Genomic DNA, 18,349 nt, shown 5'->3' with positions numbered 1-18,349 from the left:
CGCTTCAAGCTCGCCCGGTGAGCCCCTCACGCCCCCCGCTTCGGCCCGATCGCCTCGAACCCGGCCTTCTGCTCGTCGCTCAAGTCCGCCTGGAAATCGTCGAACGCATCTGCGATGGCGCCGACGGCTTGCAGCATGGTCTGCAGCCGCGTCTTCACGGCGGCGAGGCGGGCCTGCGGGGTTGCGGCGGGCTCGGTCGGGCAGGCGCTGAGCGTCTGCATGGTGCGGAGCGTGGTGTCCTGCAGCACCTCGAAGCGGGCGCGGGCGACATCGTCGAGGTGGAGCGTGGCGGCGATCTCGGCGGGCCATTGCTGCTGGACGAGCTGCTCGTATTGGCGCTGCGCGTTCTCGTCAGAAAGAGGATCGTAGTCCGCCTGGCAGGCCTTGGCCGCCTGCGCGTCCTTGGGTGCGTCCTTGCTCGCGGTCCTGTCAGCGTTCTTGGACTGGTAGGACGCCAGCGCGGCGCGCCGTTCATGCGCGAGGGCGTTGAGCCGGGCTTTCTGGTCGTCATTGAGCAGGCCGACGAATTTCGACAGCGGCGCTTCCATGGCGTCGACGGCCTTGATCATGGCCTCGATGCGCTCGCGCATCAGGCCGAGGCGCTCCGCCGCACTCGCAGGGACCTGCGCCGGGCAGGCGGTGCGGATGGTGTCGCGCGCGGCATTCCAGGCGGATGAGAGCTCGTCGAGCGCGGTACGCTGCGCTTCGTTCGGTGCAACGGCGCTCGCGATGCGCTCGACCGGCAGGCCGCCGGTGTCGCTGGCCTCGCACATCGTTTCCGCGGCCGGAATTCGTCGCGCGCGACGGCCTTGCGGCACGGTGTAGACGGCCAGCTCGGTGGCGGCATAGGGCGTGAACAGCGCGGCATAGATGTCGCCGTAGCCGTAGAGCGAGAGGCTGGTGGTGTCGCCGAAGATGATCGCATTGGTGAGATCGTCATGCGCGAACGGCCAGAACACCGGGCCGACCCAGCCGTAGCTGCCGTCGGGATGACGCCACCAACCCTGCGGACGGCGGCCGCCTTGCCATCCCGCCAGCGCAGCCTGCGCCGTGAGGGCCGCACGCAGCACGTAAGGGTTCGATAGCTGGCCGCGCTCGGCCCCGCGCGGGTCTTGCGACCTCAGCGCAGCGGAGCGGTAGCGGCCACCGCGCACCGCCATGCGGGAATGGCGCAGGCGCGACAGGCCGATCACGTGGCCGACGGCGAAACGCGCAACTCCGAGCGGACCGCCGCGCAAGCCGAACTGCGCCTCAGCCCTACCAGGCAGCAGCACGGCCGCAATCAGCAGGGTCGCACCGGCGAGCGCCAATCCCATGCGTCCCGGCATGATCGCTGACCTAACCACGGGCTTGATCACGTCCCTCGCTCCCGCGTGCGCAATGCGTCGCATCTCAATGACGCGCGAGGGAACCGAATGTTCCAGACGGACACAGGACAATGCGTCGCAACGCTGGCCGGCCAATGCCGGTGCAGTGTCACTCCGCCTTTTGCGGCATCACGAAGGTCTGGCCGGGATAGATCAAGTTGGGGTTGTGAATCTTGTCGCGGTTGGCCTTGAAGATCACCCCGTAGCGGGCGCCGTCGCCGTAAGCGAGCCGGCTGAGCGCCCACAGGCTGTCGCCGCGGGCGATGATCCGGCTGCCGCCGGCGGCCTCGGCCGGTGCGGCGGTGAGCGCCTCCGCGGGCGAGGCCGATGCGACCGCAGTGCCCGCCGGCGCATGCGCGAAAGGCGCATGCGTGAAAGCTTTGGGCTTCGGCGCGCCGATCAGTTTCGGCCGGGCCGCTTGCTTGTCGGGCACCGAGGCCAGGCGCGGCGAGGCCGACGGCAGGGCGGCGACGACATCCGATTTGTCGTCGGGCTTCTCGGCCTGCTTGGTCTCCTGCTTCGCGACCGGTGGCGTGCGCGCGGGCGGCGGCGCCGCCGCGGCGATGGTCACCGGCATGGTCCGGCCGGATTCGGTGACCGTGCCGTCCGGTGCCTTGGCCCGGAGCGTCAGGTCATAAGAGCCGGCGGGCAGTTGCGGCGGGGTCATCACGAACTGGCCGGAGGCGTCCGCAACCACGCTATCGAGCGGCTTGCCGTCGCGCAGCAGCTCGACCCTGGCACCCGGCGTGGCGCGGCCGGCAATCACCGCCGCCTCGCCGTGCTCGTCGACGCGGGCGACGTCGAAACGGGGGGCGGCGTCCGCAGCCGGCGCCGGCGGCTTGACCGGGACGAGATCGCCGAGCGCGGCCACCTGCTTCTGGGTCTCGGCCAGCGGGCTCGCCTTCGGCTCGGGAGCAGGCGGCGCGCTGCCGGCGAGCTTCGGCTGTTCCGGCTCGAGCCCCGGCTTGGACTCGGGCTTGGATTCGGGCTTGGACGTGTCCGGCTTGGACTCCACCTTGGCTTCAAGCTTGGGCTCGACCTTGGCCTCGATCTTGGGCTCGGCCTTGGCCTCCGGCTTGGCGGCGACGGTGACCTTGGTCCCGCCCGGCAACAGGCGGCGCAGCTCGGTCGGGCCGATCACCAGCGCGGTGCCGACCAGCGCGAGCAGACAGAAGGCGATGAAGGCCTTGGATGCGGTGATCATTTGAAAAGGACCTTGGGTGGCAAATCAGCCGAGGCCGGCAAGGTGCGCCGATTTGGCTGCCGCAGCAAGACTGCCGATGGGATTATGCCTCCGCCGAGGGCGCGCGGGATGAACCGGCGCGACCATGCGGGTGTCCAAGTATCAAGGCCGCCTCGCGGCATTCTTCAAGGGAATTTTTGCCGTGACCGTATTTTCCCGTGCCGCGCGATCGCTGGCGCTGGTGCTGACGCTGGCCGCTTCACCCGCATTGGCCGCCTCCGGCCCGCCGCCCGGCTTCACGCTCTCCGACGATGCCGATCTCGCCTTCGCCTCGCCCGACGGCGCCACCAGGCTCGAGCAGTACATGAAGGAGGGCGAGGGTTTCGACATCACGTGGCAGGTCTGGGCGCGGCGCGGCGAGGAGATGCGCGAGCTGAAGCCCGAGCAGGGCTATCCGGCCGGCTTCCGTTTCACGGCCGACTCGCAATGGCTGGTGCGCATGCAGAAGACCGGCTCGGGTGAGCAGGATCTCTTTCTCTACCATGTCGAGAATGGCGCCTTCGTCAACGCGACGAAGACATCGCTCAGCGATCTCGCCTGGGCCTATTTCCACAGCCGGCCCGACACTCGCAAGATGAAGCTCGACTACCACATCTCGGCCAATCTGATGAAGGGCACCGAAGATGGGTATCGCTGGCTCGGCGTCGACTGGCCCAACAACCGCTATCTCCTGATCTCGCTGTCCGGCGAAATGGACAAGCATCCGAAGAACGTCGCGGTGAAGGGATTGGCGGATTGGAAATGCCGGTATGACCTCAAGACCGGCAAGTTCGACGTCCCGGCGATGTTCGCCAAAGGCAATGCGGAAGCCTTGAGGTGGGAAATCAAGCGCTGAGGGTCCCGCGGTCTCGCCGCAATCTCCCGCGCGATGGAACCAACCCTCTGATTTCGTTCCGATTCATGTTTTCCTAACCCTTTGTGGTAACGGGGTCTTGTCGGTTTTGCAGCATCTTGCATCCCACGGGAGGACTGGGATGGGCGCATCGATCCGATGGACCGCGCGAACGCGCGCGTTGCTCCGCCGTTGGCGCGGGGCGCCGCTGACGTGGCTGATCGCCGGCGGCTTCGTGCTGATGCTTGCGACCGCGATCGGCACCGCGCTCACCGTCGACCGCTTCCGGCAAAACGCCATCGAGAGCGGCCGCGACAGCCTCGAAAACGCCGTCCGCATGCTCGCCCGGCATTTCGACCGCCAGTTCGAGGACTTCGCGGTGCTGCAGAAGAGCATCATCGCCGAGCTCGAGAGCCACGGCATCGAGTCCGCCGAAATCTTCCGCAGCGAGATGGGCACGCTCGCCGTGCACGAGGTGCTGCGCGCGAAAGCCAGCGGCTGGTCCGACGTCGCCGGCGCCAATCTGTTCGATTCCAGGGGCGTGCTGATCAACTCGTCGCGGCAATGGCCGGTCGCCGACATCTCGGTCGCCGACCGTGGCTACTTCAACCGTCTCAAGGACGATCCGGCCGCGCAGGAGGACGTGGAGGTCGTGCCCGGCCGGTTCGGCAGCGGACCGGCGATCGTGTTCGCGCGGCGCGTCTCCGGACCGCACGGCGAGTTCCTCGGGCTGGTCACCCGCGCGATCGCGCCCGAGCAGCTCGAATCCTTCTTCGCCTCGACCGGGCTCGGCGAGGATTCCTCGATCGCGATGCACCACCAGAACGGACAGCTGCTCGCCCGCATTCCGCATGTCGAGGCGCTGATCGGTCAAAACTTCCGCAACGGCACGCCGGAGCAGATGGCGGTGTTCGCGCGCACCTTCGTCACCACCCAGCTCGCAAGCCCGATCGATGGCAAGGACCGCATCGTCGCCTCGCGCCTGCTCGCCGGCGAGCCGCTGGTCGTGGTCGCGACCAAATCGCTGGATGCGACGCTGGCGACCTGGCGCACGCAGACGAAATTCTTCGTCACCATTGCCGTGCTGTCGATCGGCCTCCTGGTGCTCACGCTGTTTCTGATCTTCCGCCAGGTGACGCACCGGCTCTCGCTCGAGAAGCAGCGGCTCGACACCGCGATGAATACGATGACGCAGGGCCTGTTGATGTTCGACCAGGACGAGCGGCTGATCGTCTGCAACCGCCGCTACATCGAGATGTACGGGCTCTCGGCCGCATTGGTGAAGCCCGGCGTCCACTTCCGCGACGTGATCCGGCACCGCCGGGACACCGGCTCGTTCGAGGGCGACGTCGAAGCCTATTGCGACGACATCCTGAGCAATATCGGCCGCACCCAGAGCGCCGTCGTCGAAACCGCCGATGGCCGGCTGATCGAGATCAAGAACCAGCCCGCCGCTGCCGGCGGCTGGCTCGCCACCCATGACGACGTCACCGAGCGCATCCGCGCCGACGAGCGCATCGCCCATCTGGCGCATTACGACGCGCTCACCGATCTGCCCAACCGCGTGCTGCTGCGCGGGCATCTGGAGCGCCGCGTCGCCGAGCTCGCGCAAGGCAAGCCGTTCGCGATCCTCTATATCGACGTCGACGAGTTCAAGGGCGTCAACGATTCGCACGGGCACGAGGTCGGCGACGAATTGCTGCGCCAGGTGGCGAGCCGCCTGCGCGCCTGCGTCAGCGGCAACGACATGGTCGCGCGGCTCGGCGGCGACGAATTCGCCATCGTCAAGGCCGCGACCTCCGATCCGGCCGAGCTGACGGCACTGGCGGAAACCATTCTCAAGGCGTTGCGCGCGCCGGTGGACTGCAAGGGGCAGGAGATTCCGACCGATGCCAGCATCGGCATCGCCATCGCGCCCGATCATGGCGACAATCTCGACGATCTGCTCAAGCGCGCCGATCTGGCGATGTATGCGGCGAAGTCGGAAGGCCGCCGCACCTTCCGCCTGTTCGCCCCCGAATACGACGCCAAGGCGCGGCAGCGCCGCCAGCTCGAGCTTGACCTGCGCCAGGCGCTCGCGCGCGGCGAGTTCGAGGTGCACTACCAGCCGCTGGTCGACCTCACCGCCAATGTCGTCACCGGCTGCGAGGCGTTGCTGCGCTGGCGCCATCCCGAGCGCGGCATGGTTTCGCCGGCGGAGTTCATCCCGGTCGCAGAAGACACCGGCCTGATCGGCGAGATCGGCGAATGGGTGCTGAAGCAGGCCTGCGTTGAGGCCGCCTCGTGGCCCGGCCCGATTCACATCGCGGTCAACGTGTCGCCGCTCCAGTTCCGCTCGCGCACGCTGGCGCTCAAGGTCGCCGCCGCGCTCGCGGAGTCCGGGCTCGCGCCGGGGCGGCTCGAGCTCGAGATCACCGAGACGGTGCTGATCCGCGACGACGCGGAGGCGCTGGCGATCCTGCAGCAATTGCGCGAGCTCGGCGTGCGCATCGCGCTCGACGATTTCGGCACCGGCTATTCGTCGCTGAGCTACCTGCATCGCTTCCCGTTCGACAAGATCAAGATCGACCGCAGCTTCATCAGCGACATCGGTCAGTCCGAAGATTCCTCGCCGATCGTGCAGGCCGTGGTGCACATGGCCGCCGCGCGCCACATGGCGACGACGGCCGAAGGCGTCGAGACCGAAGCGCAAGCCGAGGTGCTGCGCCAGCTCGGCTGCAGCCAGATGCAGGGCTGGCTGTTCAGCCCGGCGGTGCCGGCCGCGAAGCTGAAGCAGCTGCTCGCGGCGCAGGCGGTCGCGGCCTAGGGCGGCGGCTTCCTCATCGGAGACGTCCGCAGCCGCTCATCCCCTCACCGCCTGCCTTGAAAATTTAGGATCAAACCTTGCGCCTTGCGGTTATCGCCTCGCTGAGACGGTCGGGAACTCCGGCCGACGGGCCCTAGTCGACATTGCATCACGCGCACCACAGGCGGCTTTTCGCCCGCACTGTCGCGCGCGCGTGCGTGAAACGAGCGAGGTGACATGGCGATCTTGGCGTTCAGAATCTTGGCGTTCAGAATGATCCCTCTCGTCGCGGTTGGGGCCCTGATCGGGCTCGCCGCGGAGGCCCGCGACGACGGGCGCTACGCAAACTCTCCCCTCAAGGGCTGGTTCGAGAGCCTGAAGAGCAAGGGCGGCGGCCCCTGTTGTGCCGATGCCGACGGCACCGCGCTCGACGACGTCGACTGGGAGACGCGGGACGGACATTACCGGGTGCGGCTCCTCGGCAACTGGGTCGAGGTGCCTGACGACACGGTCATCACCGAGCCCAACCGCGCCGGGCGCACCATGGTCTGGCCTTATTACGTCAACGGCCGTCCGATGATCCGCTGCTTCATGCCCGGCAGCATGACGTGAACCGGGACGAGCGTCCGCAAGGGCGGGACGCTCACATCGATCGTCGGGCCGCCTGCACTTCGACGAATTCGGCGTCGGGGTGGCTGACGATGGTGGCGATCCAGATGCCGCTGATGATCAGCGACCAGGCGGTGTTCCAACAGATCCAAAACACGAGCCAGCCTCCCTCTTCCTTTTCTCACGCGGCAGAGCGATGCCGCCGTTCCCCACGCCAGGCCGCCGCGATGCCGGGCGGCGAGGCGCTATTTTGGTTTGGTCGGCGGCGGCGCCCGGTCGGTTTGGCCGGTGTGGCGCTTTGCCACGACGTCCTCGTCGCGCTCGCCCTCGTGCGGGCGCGGCGGAGGCCTGGGCTGGCCGGCCTGACCGCCATGCTTGCCGCCCATGTCTGGCTTGCCTTCGAGATCGTTTTCGCGGGGCATGCCGGTTCAATGCGTTCGCAGCGCATTGGTTCGCAACGGCATCGACTGTTTCGGCCCTGTGAACGGCCTCATAGAACCGCCGCTCTTTGCAGTGCAGGATGGCGGACGCGGCCCTCGGCCTCGCAGCTTGCACCGACGGATTGGCCTGATGCGAAAACGCCTCATCCTCTGGACGCTCATGACGTCCGCGCTGGTCGCGGTGACCGTGTGGACCATGCTCGGGCCGCCGGACCGCCCGCCGTGGCCGCATTTGCCGTCCCGCACTGCGGCGGTGCGCTGACCCGTCATCCCGCGACCGATGCGATTTCGGCATCGATCGATCCCATCTGGATTTTGGTGCGGCGGCGCGTCTCCCGCTATCCTCGCGGCAAAACGACAACGCCGCGAGCCGGCTTTCAGGAGGAGCCCATGTCGAGATCGATCCGACGCATCGTATCGCGCGTGCCAGGCGCTGCGATCGCCGCAACCCTGTTCGCTTCTCTCGCCCTCGTTTCTGGAGTCCGTGCCGGCATGGCCGAAACCTTCGCCTATGTCGGCAATGCCGACAGCAACGACATCAGCGTGTTCAAGATGAGCGAGAGCGGCGAGATGACGCTCGTGCAGACGGCCGCCTTCAAGGGCGTCGAAAGGCCGGGCTCATCGACACCGCTCGCGATCACGCCCGACCACCGCGTGCTGATCGCCGGAATCCGCTCGCAGCCCTATGTCGCAGTGAGCTTTGCGATCGATCCCAAGACGGGCGAGCTCAGCCATCTCGGCAACGGACCGCTCGCCGACAGCATGGCCTATATCGCCATCGACCGCAGCGGCAAGTTCCTGTTCAGCGCCTCCTATGGCGGCAACAAGGTCGCGCTGAATCCACTGCTTGGCAACGGCGTCGCCGGCGAGCCCAAGCAGGTGATCCCGACCGGGCTGAACGCCCACGCCTTCCTGCCCTCGCCCGACAACCGCTTCGCGTTCGCCACCAATCTCGGCTCCGATCAGGTGCTGGCCTTCGCGTTCGATGCCGCAGCGGGCACGCTGACGCCGAGCGATCCGCCGGCGCACAAGGTGCCGGAGAAATCGGGGCCGCGGCACTTCGTGTTTCACCCCGGCGGCAAGTTCGTCTATCTCCTCCACGAGCTGAACGGCGACGTCGCGGCATTCACCTATGAGGCCAGGAGCGGCGCCTGGGACGAGATCCAGCGCACCACCGCGCTGCCGGACGGGTTTTCCGGAAAACCTTGGGGCGCCGACATCCACATCACGCCGGACGGCCGCTTCCTCTACGCCTCCGAGCGCACCACCAGCACGCTCACCGCCTACAAGGTCGACGGCGCGAGCGGCAAGCTGACCACGATCGGCAGCGTGCCGACCGAGAAGCAGCCGCGCGGCTTCCAGGTCGATCCCGCCGGCCGCTACCTCGCCGCCGTCGGCGAGCTCTCGGGCAGCATGACGGTCTATGCCATCGACCAGGGCAGCGGCGCGCTGGCCAAGCTGAAATCCTACCCCACCGGCAAGAAGCCGAACTGGGTCGAGTTCCTGAACCTGCCGTGAGGCGCCGCCACGGACCTACGTAATCATCCGTAATTTCGCGAGGCCCGGCTTGGCGTCATATCTCGGTCATGGACCGGCAGATTGTCTTCAAATGCCCCCAGACGGGCCTGAACGTGCAGCATCGGCTCACCGACGAGCCGGCTGACCGCACGCACGTATCCGTGTCCTGTCCGGCCTGCACGCGTCTGCATCTGCTCGAGCGGGCCAGCGGCAAGCTGCTGGGTGATCGGCGTCGCTGACGGCCTGAGCCCTTCGGGCGAACCTGTTCTCCAATTCCGCGACTCATCAAAGACTTGCCGCGACTGCCGGCGGCCGCGCTGCGTCCTGTTTTGGGACGACGCGGCCGTAGTGCGGGCGGCAGCCATCTGCTATCGATTGGAGGCACAGCCCCCGTGGAATTTCCGATGCGTCATTTGCCCCGCGCCGTTGCTCGAAGCCTGTATCCCGCAGCCGTCGCCGGCCTGCTCGTCCTCAGCTCCCATCCGGCCGGTGCCGCCGATGACGACGCGCCCAAAGGGCCGGCGGTCACGGTGCTGAAGGTCGCGAAATCCTGCTTCTCCGACATCGTCGAGGCCACCGGCTCGATCATCGCGCGGGAGGAAACCTCGGTGCGGCCCGAGCGTCCCGGCCTGAAGGTCACGGACGTGCTGGCCGAAGCCGGCGATACCACCACCGCCGGCCAGGTGCTGGCACGGCTGGCGCTGCCCGAGGGCGGCACGCTTCAGGTCACCGCCCCCGTGGCGGGGGTGATCGCAACCTCGACCGCGCAGATCGGCAACTTCGCCTCCGCCAAGGGCGAGGCGCTATTCACGATCGTGGCGCGCAGCGAGTACGATCTCGTCGGTCTCGTCGCCACCACCGATGTGCGCAAGCTCGCGGTCAATCAGCAGGCCACCGTCCGGATCGCAGGCGCCGGCGACATCAACGGCAAGGTGCGCCGCATCGGCCCGACCGTCGAGCCGAACATCCAGCAGGGGATGGTCTATATCGGCATCTCCTCGCAGAAGCGGCTCTTGCTGAATGCCAGCGGGCGCGCGCTGATCAAGACCGGGCAAAGCTGCAACGTCGCGGTGCCGCTGACATCGGTGCAATATTCGTCCGCCGGCACCGTCGTGCAGGTGATCCGCCGCAACCGCGTCGAGACCAAGCGTGTCGAGGTCGGATTGATGTCGGGCGGCAATATCGAGGTCCGCGACGGCCTCAACGAAGGCGACGTCGTCGTCGCCCGCGCCGGTGCATTGCTGCGCGAAGGCGATCCCGTGCGTCCGGTGATGGCGAGCGCGGAAGCGGCGAAGTAGCGGCCACGATCGTCATTGCGAGGGGCTCTTGCGACGAAGCAATCCAGGGTCTCTCCGCGGAGGGATTCTGGATTGCTTCGCTGCGCTCGCAATGACGATGCAGGTACAGTGTGCCCAAAAAACTGGGCCCCGGCTCAGCGTCGCATCATTGCATGATGCGTCGCGTCCGGGGCACGAGACGTCGCAAGACCTAAGAAAAACTAACCGCCGGCTTCGCCGAAACGGACGTCTTCGAGCAACGACGACGACACGGTCGGGACCTGGTCGCCTTCGCTGGCGCGGGAGATGGCGAGGCGGGTCTTGTTGAAGACGCTCTCGGCGCTGCCGGGCTTGCTGAGATTGTTGAGGAATTCGCTGACCAGCACGCTGTGCTCGCCTTTGCCGTCGTCGACGACCTTGCCGGGCGAGGCGGAGGTGAGGATCAACGCATTGTCGGACGCGCTGATCGGCGCGAGACCGTGGCTGTAGGAGCGGAAGCGGCGCTCGTAAGGATTGCGGCGGGAGGCATCGACCACGACGAGCTTGGCCTTGGCACCCTGCTCCTTCATCATGTCGAGCACGCCGTCGATGGAGACCCCATGGCGGCGGACGTCGCCTTCCTTCCAGATCACGGCATCGACCGGCAGCATGTAGCTTTCGCGGCCGGCCTGCACGCCGTAGCCGCCGAAGAACAGCATGACGACGCTGTCGCGCGTGATCCGGGACTTCAGGCGGGTCACGGCACGGACCATGTCGTCCTTGGTCGCGTCTTCCACCATGTCGACGTCAAAGCCGTTCTTGCGCAGCGACGAGGACAGCGCGCGGGCGTCGTTGATCGACTGCGTCAGTGGCGCGCTGGCGTCGGGATAATGGCCATTGCCGATGACGAGCGCGAGGCGCGAGGTCTGGCCGATCGAGCCGGTGATCTGGTCGGTCGAGACGGCCTTGGCGGCATCGATCGCACGCATGTTGAGAGCAGCATGGGCGCCGATCACCAGCGACACCGTGCCGATGAGGGCTGCGGCGAGGGCGATCGTACGTCTGGAAAGGTCGAGCTGCTTTACATTCATCTCGCTTCGTTTCCTGTGCCAAAGACCGGCCAAGCGCGCGCACACTGTTTGAGTAGCGCGATAGCGTCTTTAGGTTTGAGGGATTGGCCGGGGAAGTGCCCCCGAATTGCGCGCAATTTGCGGCGCCGCACCAAACAAACCCTTAACCGGATATAGGCCGTGGGGCAATAGATTGCCAAAAATTTGAGCTAAGTGTCTGAATATGTTCGTTAATTCTCCTGGCTGGATTCCTGCATCATTGGCTTCCCCGTAGCCTTCCGGAGATCGACCATGCAGCCCTCGTGCCGGCTTTTCCGTGACGTTCATCACATTTGTATTTCCTGCGAATCCGGGTAGCCTTTTCAACGACTTGCAAGGGGGTGGCGCGCAGATGCCAGCGCGCCTGATATCCCCGACCAAGGCCCCCGCGACCAGGTATTTCATGAGCTTTCATTATTTTGCCGGCGCCGCCTGCCGGGCGCTGACGGCGCGGAAGGACGGCCCCTCGCTTTACGAGGTCTGCGATCCCGTATTGTCTGATACGGCCAGCGGCGATCCGCATCTGGCCAAATTCTACAAGACCGCGCTCGGCAATCCCGCGCTGCGGATCCTGCTCCGCCGCGCCGGCCTGCCCGAGCTGCGCGACGAGGGGATGCTGACGCGGCTGCGCGCGGCGCTCACCCGGGCCCGCGACGAGGCCGAGCCCGACTGGGCGGCGGTCGGGCAGCCGATCGCCGATCTCGTCGACGGCATCGCGCTCGACCATCCCAGGCCGCCGCCGGTGCCGTTCAACGCCGCCATGCCGCAGAGCGCGCAGATCGACGGCGTGATCCGCGATTGCGCGCAGCATCTGCTCGGCTCCTACCGCCGCAACGGCTTCCTGCCGACCTATGCCGCCTTCAACCTGATCGGCGATCCCGACGTCCGCGGCCGCGAGCTGATCATGGCGCTCACGGGCCTCAACGCGCGCGGCTACAAGAACTCCTCGCTGCTGTTCAACCTCGCCCGCGTCTTCATCGCGCGCTCGCCCGCGCGCGCCGTGGTCAATCCGCCCTGGAAGGGCATTGCCGAGCCGATGTGGGAGCCGGTGCAGATCCGCCATCGCTCGGCCTATTACGACGCGTTCTTCATCGAGGCCCTGCTCAGCTTCGTCGAGACCGGGCTCGCCTCGGTCGCCGACAAGATCGCGGCGGAGCGCGCGATCGCCGACATGGTCGATTTCTGCGTCAACATCAGCCGCGAGGAGGTCGAAGGCTTGGGCGGCGCCCGCTTCAACGTCATCACCGCCCTGGCGCCGGCACCGCATCCGCGCTTCTCGCGCTACTTCGCGCAGATCAAGCAGGACCTCGGCTTCGGCATCTACGTGCCGGATTGCGACACCACGGCCTGCTCGATCTCGGCGGCGACGCAGGCCGGCTGCCTTGATGCCATCATCGACCAGCCGCTCCTGGACTTCTATGCGGGCTATCAGGTGCGCGCCGGCGTCAACGCGCCGCGCGTGACCGTGCCGCTCAACGACAATATCGACTATGAGGGCGGGGTCGCGACCTGGATCGACAATCTCGCCGGCGAGCGCCCTTACGGCAACGATCTCGATCCGACGCTCAATCTCGACATTCTCGAGGTCAGCTTTCGCAATCTTGCGCGCTGGAAGGTCTTGGAGACGCCGGCGCGGCTCGCCACGGTCCATCGCATCATCGGATTCCAGAAGCGCCTCGCGGCCAGCGGCGCCTTCGCCAATCCGCGCTCGCACATCTATTATCTGCCGGAGCTCTACAGCGCCTATTTCGGCCGCTGTTATGCCGCCTTCCTGGCGCTGCCGCTGGCGGCGCAGGCCGCGATTGATCCCGCTGGCGATTTCGACTTCATCCGCCACCGCGTGCTGTCCTACGTCAAGGGCGAGCTGATGGCGGCCGAGATGAACGTGTTCGACGCCGCGCTGGCGCTGATCGCGCTCGGCCATCTCGGCGCCGACCCGCGCACCTTCGCACCGGCGCTGAACGTGATCGTCGCCGGGCTCGGTGAAGGCGGCCGCCGCGGCCCGTTCCGCGCCTATGAATGGAACAAGATGAAGACGCCGACGCGGATCCTGGTCGGCGGGCCGGAGGTGACGTCGGCGTTCGTGCTGATGGGGCTGGCGGTGGCGAAGCGGGCGATGGCGCGGGGGTGATGGTCCTTTTACCCTCCCCTGGAGGGGGAGGGTCGATCGCGCGCAGCGCGAGCGGGGTGGGGTGACGGTCCCTCCGCGACGAACAGTGCCCGAGTGGAGAGATCACCCCACCCCGTCATGCAATCTCGCTTCGCTCGATCGCATGCCGACCCTCCCCCTCCAGGGGAGGGTAAGCAACGCCGCCACAATGACAGGAAGTTGAAAGCCAATCTGTTCGGCCTGCGCTGGCCGGGCGGCCAAAAGCCGACCACAATTGCGCGGCTTATCGAGATTGTCATCACAACCGGACCGGCATGTTGCGAAAAGTCCTGATTGCGCTGTCCTTGTTCGCCATCCCGTCGCTGGCTGATGCCGCCGACATCACCGGCACGGCAAAGGTTCGCGCCGGCGATGCCGTGGTGATCGGCAACACGCGGATCCGGCTCGGCGGCATCGACGCGCCGGCGGTCGACCAGCTCTGCCTCAACACCAAGACCGAACGCTGGACCTGCGGCGTCGCGGCCCGCGACGAGCTCGCCAAATACAGCGAGGGCAAGAATTGGGTCTGCCACACCCGCGCGATCGACCGGCGCGGCCGCACCGTGGCGCGCTGCGAGGTCGGCGGCGAGGACATCCAGAAATGGCTGGTGCGCAACGGCTGGGCGCTGGCCTACACCCGCATCTCCAAGGACTACGAGCCCGACGAGGCTGCCGCGCGTGAGGCAAAAGCCGGCATGTGGCAGGGTGCCTTCATCGCGCCGTGGGACTGGCGGGAGCGCAACAAGAAGACCGCGATCCTCGGCGCGACCAAGCCGCCGGACGGCGCGCATGCGGTGCTGCTCGCTTCGGCCTCGGGGCCGGTCGCGCCGTCGCCGGATTGCACCATCAAGGGCAATGTGAACAGCGCCGGCGAGTGCATCTATCACCAGCCGACCAGCCGCTGGTACACCCAGATCAAGATGAAGATCAGCAAGGGCACCCGCTGGTTCTGCTCGGTCGAAGAGGCCGAAGCGGCCGGATGCCGGGAGACGAAGCGATAACCCAGCCCTGCGTTTTACGTGCTTTTCTCAAGGCCCTCCGCCGCGTAAAACCGTGAATCAGCAACCCACCATCCTGTTCTCTGGCAATAAGGACTGACAGCAATGACCGTTCGCGCGGGCCGGGAGTTTCTGGCCATCCCCGGGCCCACCACGATGCCCGACGAGGTGCTGCGGGCGATGCACCGTCCGGCGATCGACATCTACTCCAAGGAGATGCTGGATCTGACAGAGAGCCTGCTCAGCGACATCTCGAAGCTGTTCGCGACCAAGGGCAAGTCCTACATCTACATCGCCAACGGCCACGGCGCCTGGGAAGCGGCGCTGAGCAACGTGCTGTCGCGCGGCGACAAGGTGCTGGTGCTGGAGAGCGGACGCTTTGCGATCGGCTGGGGCAACGCGGCGGCGCTGATGGGCGCCGAGGTCGAGGTGCTCAAGGGCGACTGGCGCCGCGCGGTGCGGCCGCACGAGGTCGAGGAACGCCTGCGTCGCGACAAGGAGCACAGCATCAAGGCCGTCGTCGTGGTCCAGGTCGACACCGCCTCCGGCGTGCAGAACGACATCGAGGCGATCGGCAAGGCAATCAAGGCGAGCGGCCATCCCGCGCTGTACATGGTCGACACCGTCGCCTCGCTCGGCTGCATGCCGTTCGAGATGGACAAATGGGGCATCGACGTCGCGATGTCCGGCTCGCAGAAGGGCCTGATGACGCCGCCCGGTCTCGGCTTCGTCGCCGCCAATGCGCGCGCGCTCGAGGTGCACAAGAAGGCCGGCATGTCGACGCCCTATTGGAGCTGGAGCGAGCGCGAGGGCACCGAGAATTACCGCAAATATGCCGGCACCGCGCCGGTGCATCTGTTGTTCGCCTTGCGCAAGGCGATCGACATGCTGCACGAGGAAGGCCTCGAGAACGCCTTCCGCCGCCACAGCCTGCTCGGTGAGGCCGCGCGCCGCGCGGTTGCGATGTGGTCGGAAGGCCAGGTGCTCGGCTTCAACGTCGCCGAGGCCAGCGAGCGCTCCAACACCGTGACCACGGTGACCATGAGCAACGGCCATGACCCGGCCGTGCTGCAACGCTATTGCAAGGACAAGTGCGGCGTCGTGCTCGGCACCGGCATCGGTGATCTCTCCGGACAAGCCTTCCGCATCGCCCATATGGGCCATGTGAATGCGCCGATGCTGCTCGGCACGCTCGGGGTGATTGAGGTCGGGCTGAACGCGCTGAAGATCCCGCACGGCAAAGGCGGGCTGGAGGCGGCGGTCGCGTATCTCGGCGACGAGGTGGCGGTGTAGCAAAGCTGCTCGTGCCCCGGACGCAGCGCAGTATCGTAGGGTGGGCAAGCGAAGCGTGCCCACCACTTCTGTCGTACCGTTGAATCGATGGTGGGCACGGCGCTAAGCGCGCCTTTGCCCACCCTACGATTCCGAGCTAGCGGAAAGACCCACCCTCTCCCGTAAAAGGAGAGCGGAAGATCATCGCTCGACGCGATACGCCTCCACCTGCGCCTTCAGCTCCTCCAGCGGCGCAAGCGGTGCCTTCGGATCGACGCGGTGCTCCCCGCTCGCAAGCCATCTCAGCACCATCGCATCGATCACCGGCGAATGGTGGATGACGTCGCTGTAATTGTCGAGATCGTGCGTGACCGCCTCGAGCGCGCGGAAATCATGCAGGCGGACGTTGGGCAGTTGCGTCAGGCGCCGCGCAATGTGCGCCGTGAGATCGGTGACGATCTTCAGTGTCGCGGGCGAGGCATCGCGCATCGCGACGAATTGCAGGATCGAATAGGGCGGGAAGTAGATGTCGAAGGTCACGTCGGGGTGGCGCGCGATCAGGCCGGCGGCGTCCTGCTCGAAATGCCGGACCATGGCCTCATAGCCATAGCCCTCGCCGAGGAAGCGGCTGCGTACGGGGCTGGTGATATAGGCGAAGGCGGCGAGCGTCTTCTTCGCGTTGTAGTCTCGCGCAACGTCGAAATCCCGCGCCAGGGCGTAGATGTCGTCGATGTCTGCCAGCGCGAACTTGACCGGGAGATAGGGCGACGCAAGGGTCAGCGGCTCCCGCAGCAGCGGGACGGACCGCAGCAGCGCGAACAGGGATTCCTTCGCCATCGCCGCGCTGAACAGATAGGAGGCGACGCCTTTCGCCGTCCGGCGGTAGAGATCGACGGACAAATATGGATCGGCCTCGATATCGGCGGCATCGATGAAGATGAAGTCGTCCATCGCCCAGATCACGCGCCTTGCGCCGCGGTCGATCGCCTGCTCCAGCACGAAAGCCTGCTGGCGCGAATTGGAGCCGGTCATCGCGAGCTTGAGCGAGCGGACGCCGAGCGCGCGATCGATGTCGCTCTGGCGGAAATGGATCGCGAGCGAGGTGCCCATGAAGGCGGTGTCGAATGGCTGGCTGCGGATCAGCCCGGCATTCTGCACGCGCGTGTCCTCCGAGTAGAAGGCCGGGATCAGGCGCGAGGGGCGGAACAATTGCAGGGGATCGACGGCGAACGTAAGCGCTGCGGCGCCAAGCACGCAGGCCGCGCTTGCCAGCAGCAGACGTGTGAGATGGGTGAACGCGCCCTGCATCAGAACCGGAAATAGATGAATTCACTGTGGCTCTGGATGCCCAGGAAGCCGAAGGCGAGCACCAGCGAGGCCGCATAGAGCACCAGGGGCCGCATGCGGCCCGCCCGCAAGGCCTCGCCGACCTTGCGGTTGCCGTGGTCGTATCCCATCAGCGCTTGCGTGTTCGGCGCCAGCCACACCAGCGCCGCGTAGATCGCGACCTGCACCAGTGCTGCAATCTCCTCGCGGCCGAGCACGATGTTGGCGGGATCAGCCATCGCGTGGAGCACCCGCAGTGCCCAGGCGACGCTCTCGGCGCGGAAGAACACCCAGGCGATGACGACGGCGAGGAAGGTCAGCACGGCGCCAAGCACGCGGCCGGGGCGCGCCAGCAGCGGGGGAACGTTCGGCGCCAGCGCGCTGAAAGCGTGGTTGACGCAGAGATAAGCGCCATGCAGCGCGCCCCAAACCACGAACGTCCAGGCCGCACCGTGCCAGAGCCCGCCGAGCAGCATCGTGATCACCAGATTGACGTAGCGGAGCACGCGGCCGCGGCGGTTGCCGCCGAGCGGGATGTAGAGATAATCGCGCAGGAATTGCGACAGCGTCATGTGCCAGCGCCGCCAGAACTCGACGATGCTGGTCGCCTTGTAGGGCGAGTTGAAATTGACCGGCAGGAAGATGCCGAACATCAGCGAGATGCCGATCGCCATGTCGGAATAGCCGGAGAAGTCGAAATAGAGCTGGAACGTGTAGGCGAGCGCGCCAAGCCAGGCCTGATCGAAGCTCGGCGAGCGCGCCTCGAAAGCAAGCGCGACCAGCGGCTGGATGCCGTCGGCAAGACAGGTCTTCTTGAACAGGCCGATCGCGAAGATGATGACGCCGCAGAGAATGAGATGCGCATCCGGATGCTTGGTCTCCTCCTCCTCGAATTGCGGGATCATGTCCTTGTGATGGAGGATGGGCCCGGCGATCAGATGCGGGAAGTAGGTCACGAACAGCGCGTAATGCGGCAGCGCATAGGCCGCGACCTGGCCGCGATAAGCATCGACCAGGAACGCGATCTGGGTGAAGGTGTAGAAGGAGATGCCGACCGGCAGCAGGATGTGGATCGCGACATGCGTGCCGAGCAGCGCGTTGACGTTCTCGGCGACAAAGCCGGCATATTTGAAGATGCCGAGCATGAGGAGATCGCCGGCGACGCCGAGTGCGAGCGAAGCCTTTCGTTGCCGGTGCGTGAGCTCCGCCACGATGAGAAGATGGCCGACGCCGTAGTTGAAAGCGATCGAAAGCAGCAGAAGGGCGACGAACTGCCAGCTGCCGATGGCGTAGAAGGTGATGGAGGCCAGTGCCAGCCAGATCACCGGAGCCAGATTGCTGCGCCGGCCGAGCCGGAAATAGCCGGCGAGCACGACCGGCAGGAACAGCAGGATGAAGGGGTAGGAATTGAACAGCATCGGGCTGGACCGGCGGCGGGGATAGTT

Annotated in this window: 17 protein-coding genes; 10 read left to right on the top strand and 7 right to left on the bottom strand. The window is 66.5% G+C overall.

Annotated elements, in window-relative coordinates; translation table 11 throughout:
- Nucleotides 1-26: 26 nt before the first annotated feature.
- Together ACNJYA_RS02430 and ACNJYA_RS02425 are read right to left on the bottom strand one after the other, a co-directional pair.
- Nucleotides 27-1,328, bottom strand: a complete 1,302-nt coding sequence (locus ACNJYA_RS02430) for a Spy/CpxP family protein refolding chaperone (RefSeq protein ID WP_439401964.1) — start codon at nt 1,326-1,328, stop codon at nt 27-29.
- Between the two features lie 148 nt (nt 1,329-1,476).
- Nucleotides 1,477-2,571, bottom strand: a complete 1,095-nt coding sequence (locus tag ACNJYA_RS02425; RefSeq protein ID WP_439401963.1) for a LysM peptidoglycan-binding domain-containing protein — start codon at nt 2,569-2,571, stop codon at nt 1,477-1,479.
- Between the two features lie 181 nt (nt 2,572-2,752).
- Here ACNJYA_RS02425 and ACNJYA_RS02420 point away from each other — a divergent pair, with 181 nt between their 5' ends.
- From ACNJYA_RS02420 to ACNJYA_RS02410, 3 genes are all read left to right on the top strand, one after another.
- A complete protein-coding gene (locus ACNJYA_RS02420; RefSeq protein WP_439403526.1) occupies nt 2,753-3,445 on the top strand; it encodes a hypothetical protein in 693 nt (230 codons plus the stop codon).
- 139 nt (nt 3,446-3,584) lie between these two features.
- Nucleotides 3,585-6,248: a bifunctional diguanylate cyclase/phosphodiesterase gene (locus ACNJYA_RS02415; protein ID WP_439365217.1), complete on the top strand. Its 2,664-nt coding sequence runs from the start codon at nt 3,585-3,587 to the stop codon at nt 6,246-6,248.
- A gap of 252 nt (nt 6,249-6,500) precedes the next feature.
- The gene (locus ACNJYA_RS02410; RefSeq protein ID WP_172789308.1) at nt 6,501-6,839 is read left to right on the top strand and encodes a hypothetical protein; all 339 of its coding nucleotides are present in this window, start codon (nt 6,501-6,503) and stop codon (nt 6,837-6,839) included.
- Between the two features lie 31 nt (nt 6,840-6,870).
- Here the strand turns inward: ACNJYA_RS02410 and ACNJYA_RS02405 are convergent, their stop codons facing one another.
- Together ACNJYA_RS02405 and ACNJYA_RS02400 are read right to left on the bottom strand one after the other, a co-directional pair.
- Entirely contained in the window at nt 6,871-6,993 is a 123-nt protein-coding gene (locus ACNJYA_RS02405) for a hypothetical protein (RefSeq protein WP_439401962.1), read from the bottom strand.
- A gap of 88 nt (nt 6,994-7,081) precedes the next feature.
- Nucleotides 7,082-7,258 carry a hypothetical protein gene (locus ACNJYA_RS02400; protein ID WP_439365215.1) on the bottom strand — a complete coding sequence of 59 codons (177 nt, stop codon included), beginning with the start codon at nt 7,256-7,258 and terminating at the stop codon, nt 7,082-7,084.
- Between the two features lie 148 nt (nt 7,259-7,406).
- Between ACNJYA_RS02400 and ACNJYA_RS02395 the strand changes: the two genes are divergently transcribed.
- The 4 genes from ACNJYA_RS02395 (at nt 7,407) to ACNJYA_RS02380 (ending at nt 10,092) form a co-directional block, all read left to right on the top strand.
- Nucleotides 7,407-7,538: a hypothetical protein gene (locus ACNJYA_RS02395; RefSeq protein ID WP_257187544.1), complete on the top strand. Its 132-nt coding sequence runs from the start codon at nt 7,407-7,409 to the stop codon at nt 7,536-7,538.
- A 128-nt stretch (nt 7,539-7,666) separates the two neighbouring features.
- Nucleotides 7,667-8,794: a lactonase family protein gene (locus ACNJYA_RS02390; RefSeq protein WP_439365214.1), complete on the top strand. Its 1,128-nt coding sequence runs from the start codon at nt 7,667-7,669 to the stop codon at nt 8,792-8,794.
- Nucleotides 8,795-8,862: 68 nt separating this feature from the next.
- Complete coding sequence (locus tag ACNJYA_RS02385) at nt 8,863-9,033, top strand: hypothetical protein (RefSeq protein ID WP_172789311.1); 171 nt, start codon at nt 8,863-8,865, stop codon at nt 9,031-9,033.
- Nucleotides 9,034-9,198: 165 nt separating this feature from the next.
- Nucleotides 9,199-10,092: an efflux RND transporter periplasmic adaptor subunit gene (locus ACNJYA_RS02380; RefSeq protein WP_439365213.1), complete on the top strand. Its 894-nt coding sequence runs from the start codon at nt 9,199-9,201 to the stop codon at nt 10,090-10,092.
- Nucleotides 10,093-10,292: 200 nt separating this feature from the next.
- Here the strand turns inward: ACNJYA_RS02380 and ACNJYA_RS02375 are convergent, their stop codons facing one another.
- A complete protein-coding gene (locus ACNJYA_RS02375; protein ID WP_172789313.1) occupies nt 10,293-11,141 on the bottom strand; it encodes a caspase family protein in 849 nt (282 codons plus the stop codon).
- A 421-nt stretch (nt 11,142-11,562) separates the two neighbouring features.
- Between ACNJYA_RS02375 and ACNJYA_RS02370 the strand changes: the two genes are divergently transcribed.
- From ACNJYA_RS02370 to ACNJYA_RS02360, 3 genes are all read left to right on the top strand, one after another.
- Entirely contained in the window at nt 11,563-13,290 is a 1,728-nt protein-coding gene (locus ACNJYA_RS02370; RefSeq protein WP_439401961.1) for a hypothetical protein, read from the top strand.
- Nucleotides 13,291-13,583: 293 nt separating this feature from the next.
- Nucleotides 13,584-14,309 carry a thermonuclease family protein gene (locus tag ACNJYA_RS02365; protein ID WP_260381636.1) on the top strand — a complete coding sequence of 242 codons (726 nt, stop codon included), beginning with the start codon at nt 13,584-13,586 and terminating at the stop codon, nt 14,307-14,309.
- A 102-nt stretch (nt 14,310-14,411) separates the two neighbouring features.
- On the top strand, nt 14,412-15,599 hold the full coding sequence (locus ACNJYA_RS02360) for a pyridoxal-phosphate-dependent aminotransferase family protein (RefSeq protein ID WP_172789316.1): 1,188 nt from the start codon (nt 14,412-14,414) through the stop codon (nt 15,597-15,599).
- A 180-nt stretch (nt 15,600-15,779) separates the two neighbouring features.
- On the opposite strand, the gene ACNJYA_RS02355 is transcribed toward ACNJYA_RS02360, so the two are convergent.
- A complete protein-coding gene (locus ACNJYA_RS02355; RefSeq protein WP_439401960.1) occupies nt 15,780-16,886 on the bottom strand; it encodes a hypothetical protein in 1,107 nt (368 codons plus the stop codon).
- On the bottom strand, nt 16,886-18,322 hold the full coding sequence (locus ACNJYA_RS02350) for an MBOAT family O-acyltransferase (RefSeq protein ID WP_439401959.1): 1,437 nt from the start codon (nt 18,320-18,322) through the stop codon (nt 16,886-16,888). The genes ACNJYA_RS02355 and ACNJYA_RS02350 overlap by 1 nt, the downstream gene beginning before the upstream one ends.
- Nucleotides 18,323-18,349: the final 27 nt, after the last annotated feature.

The organism is Bradyrhizobium sp. BLXBL-01 (genome assembly GCF_051853025.1).
Lineage (GTDB): Bacteria > Pseudomonadota > Alphaproteobacteria > Rhizobiales > Xanthobacteraceae > Bradyrhizobium.
This window is presented reverse-complemented; position numbering and strand designations above follow the sequence as displayed.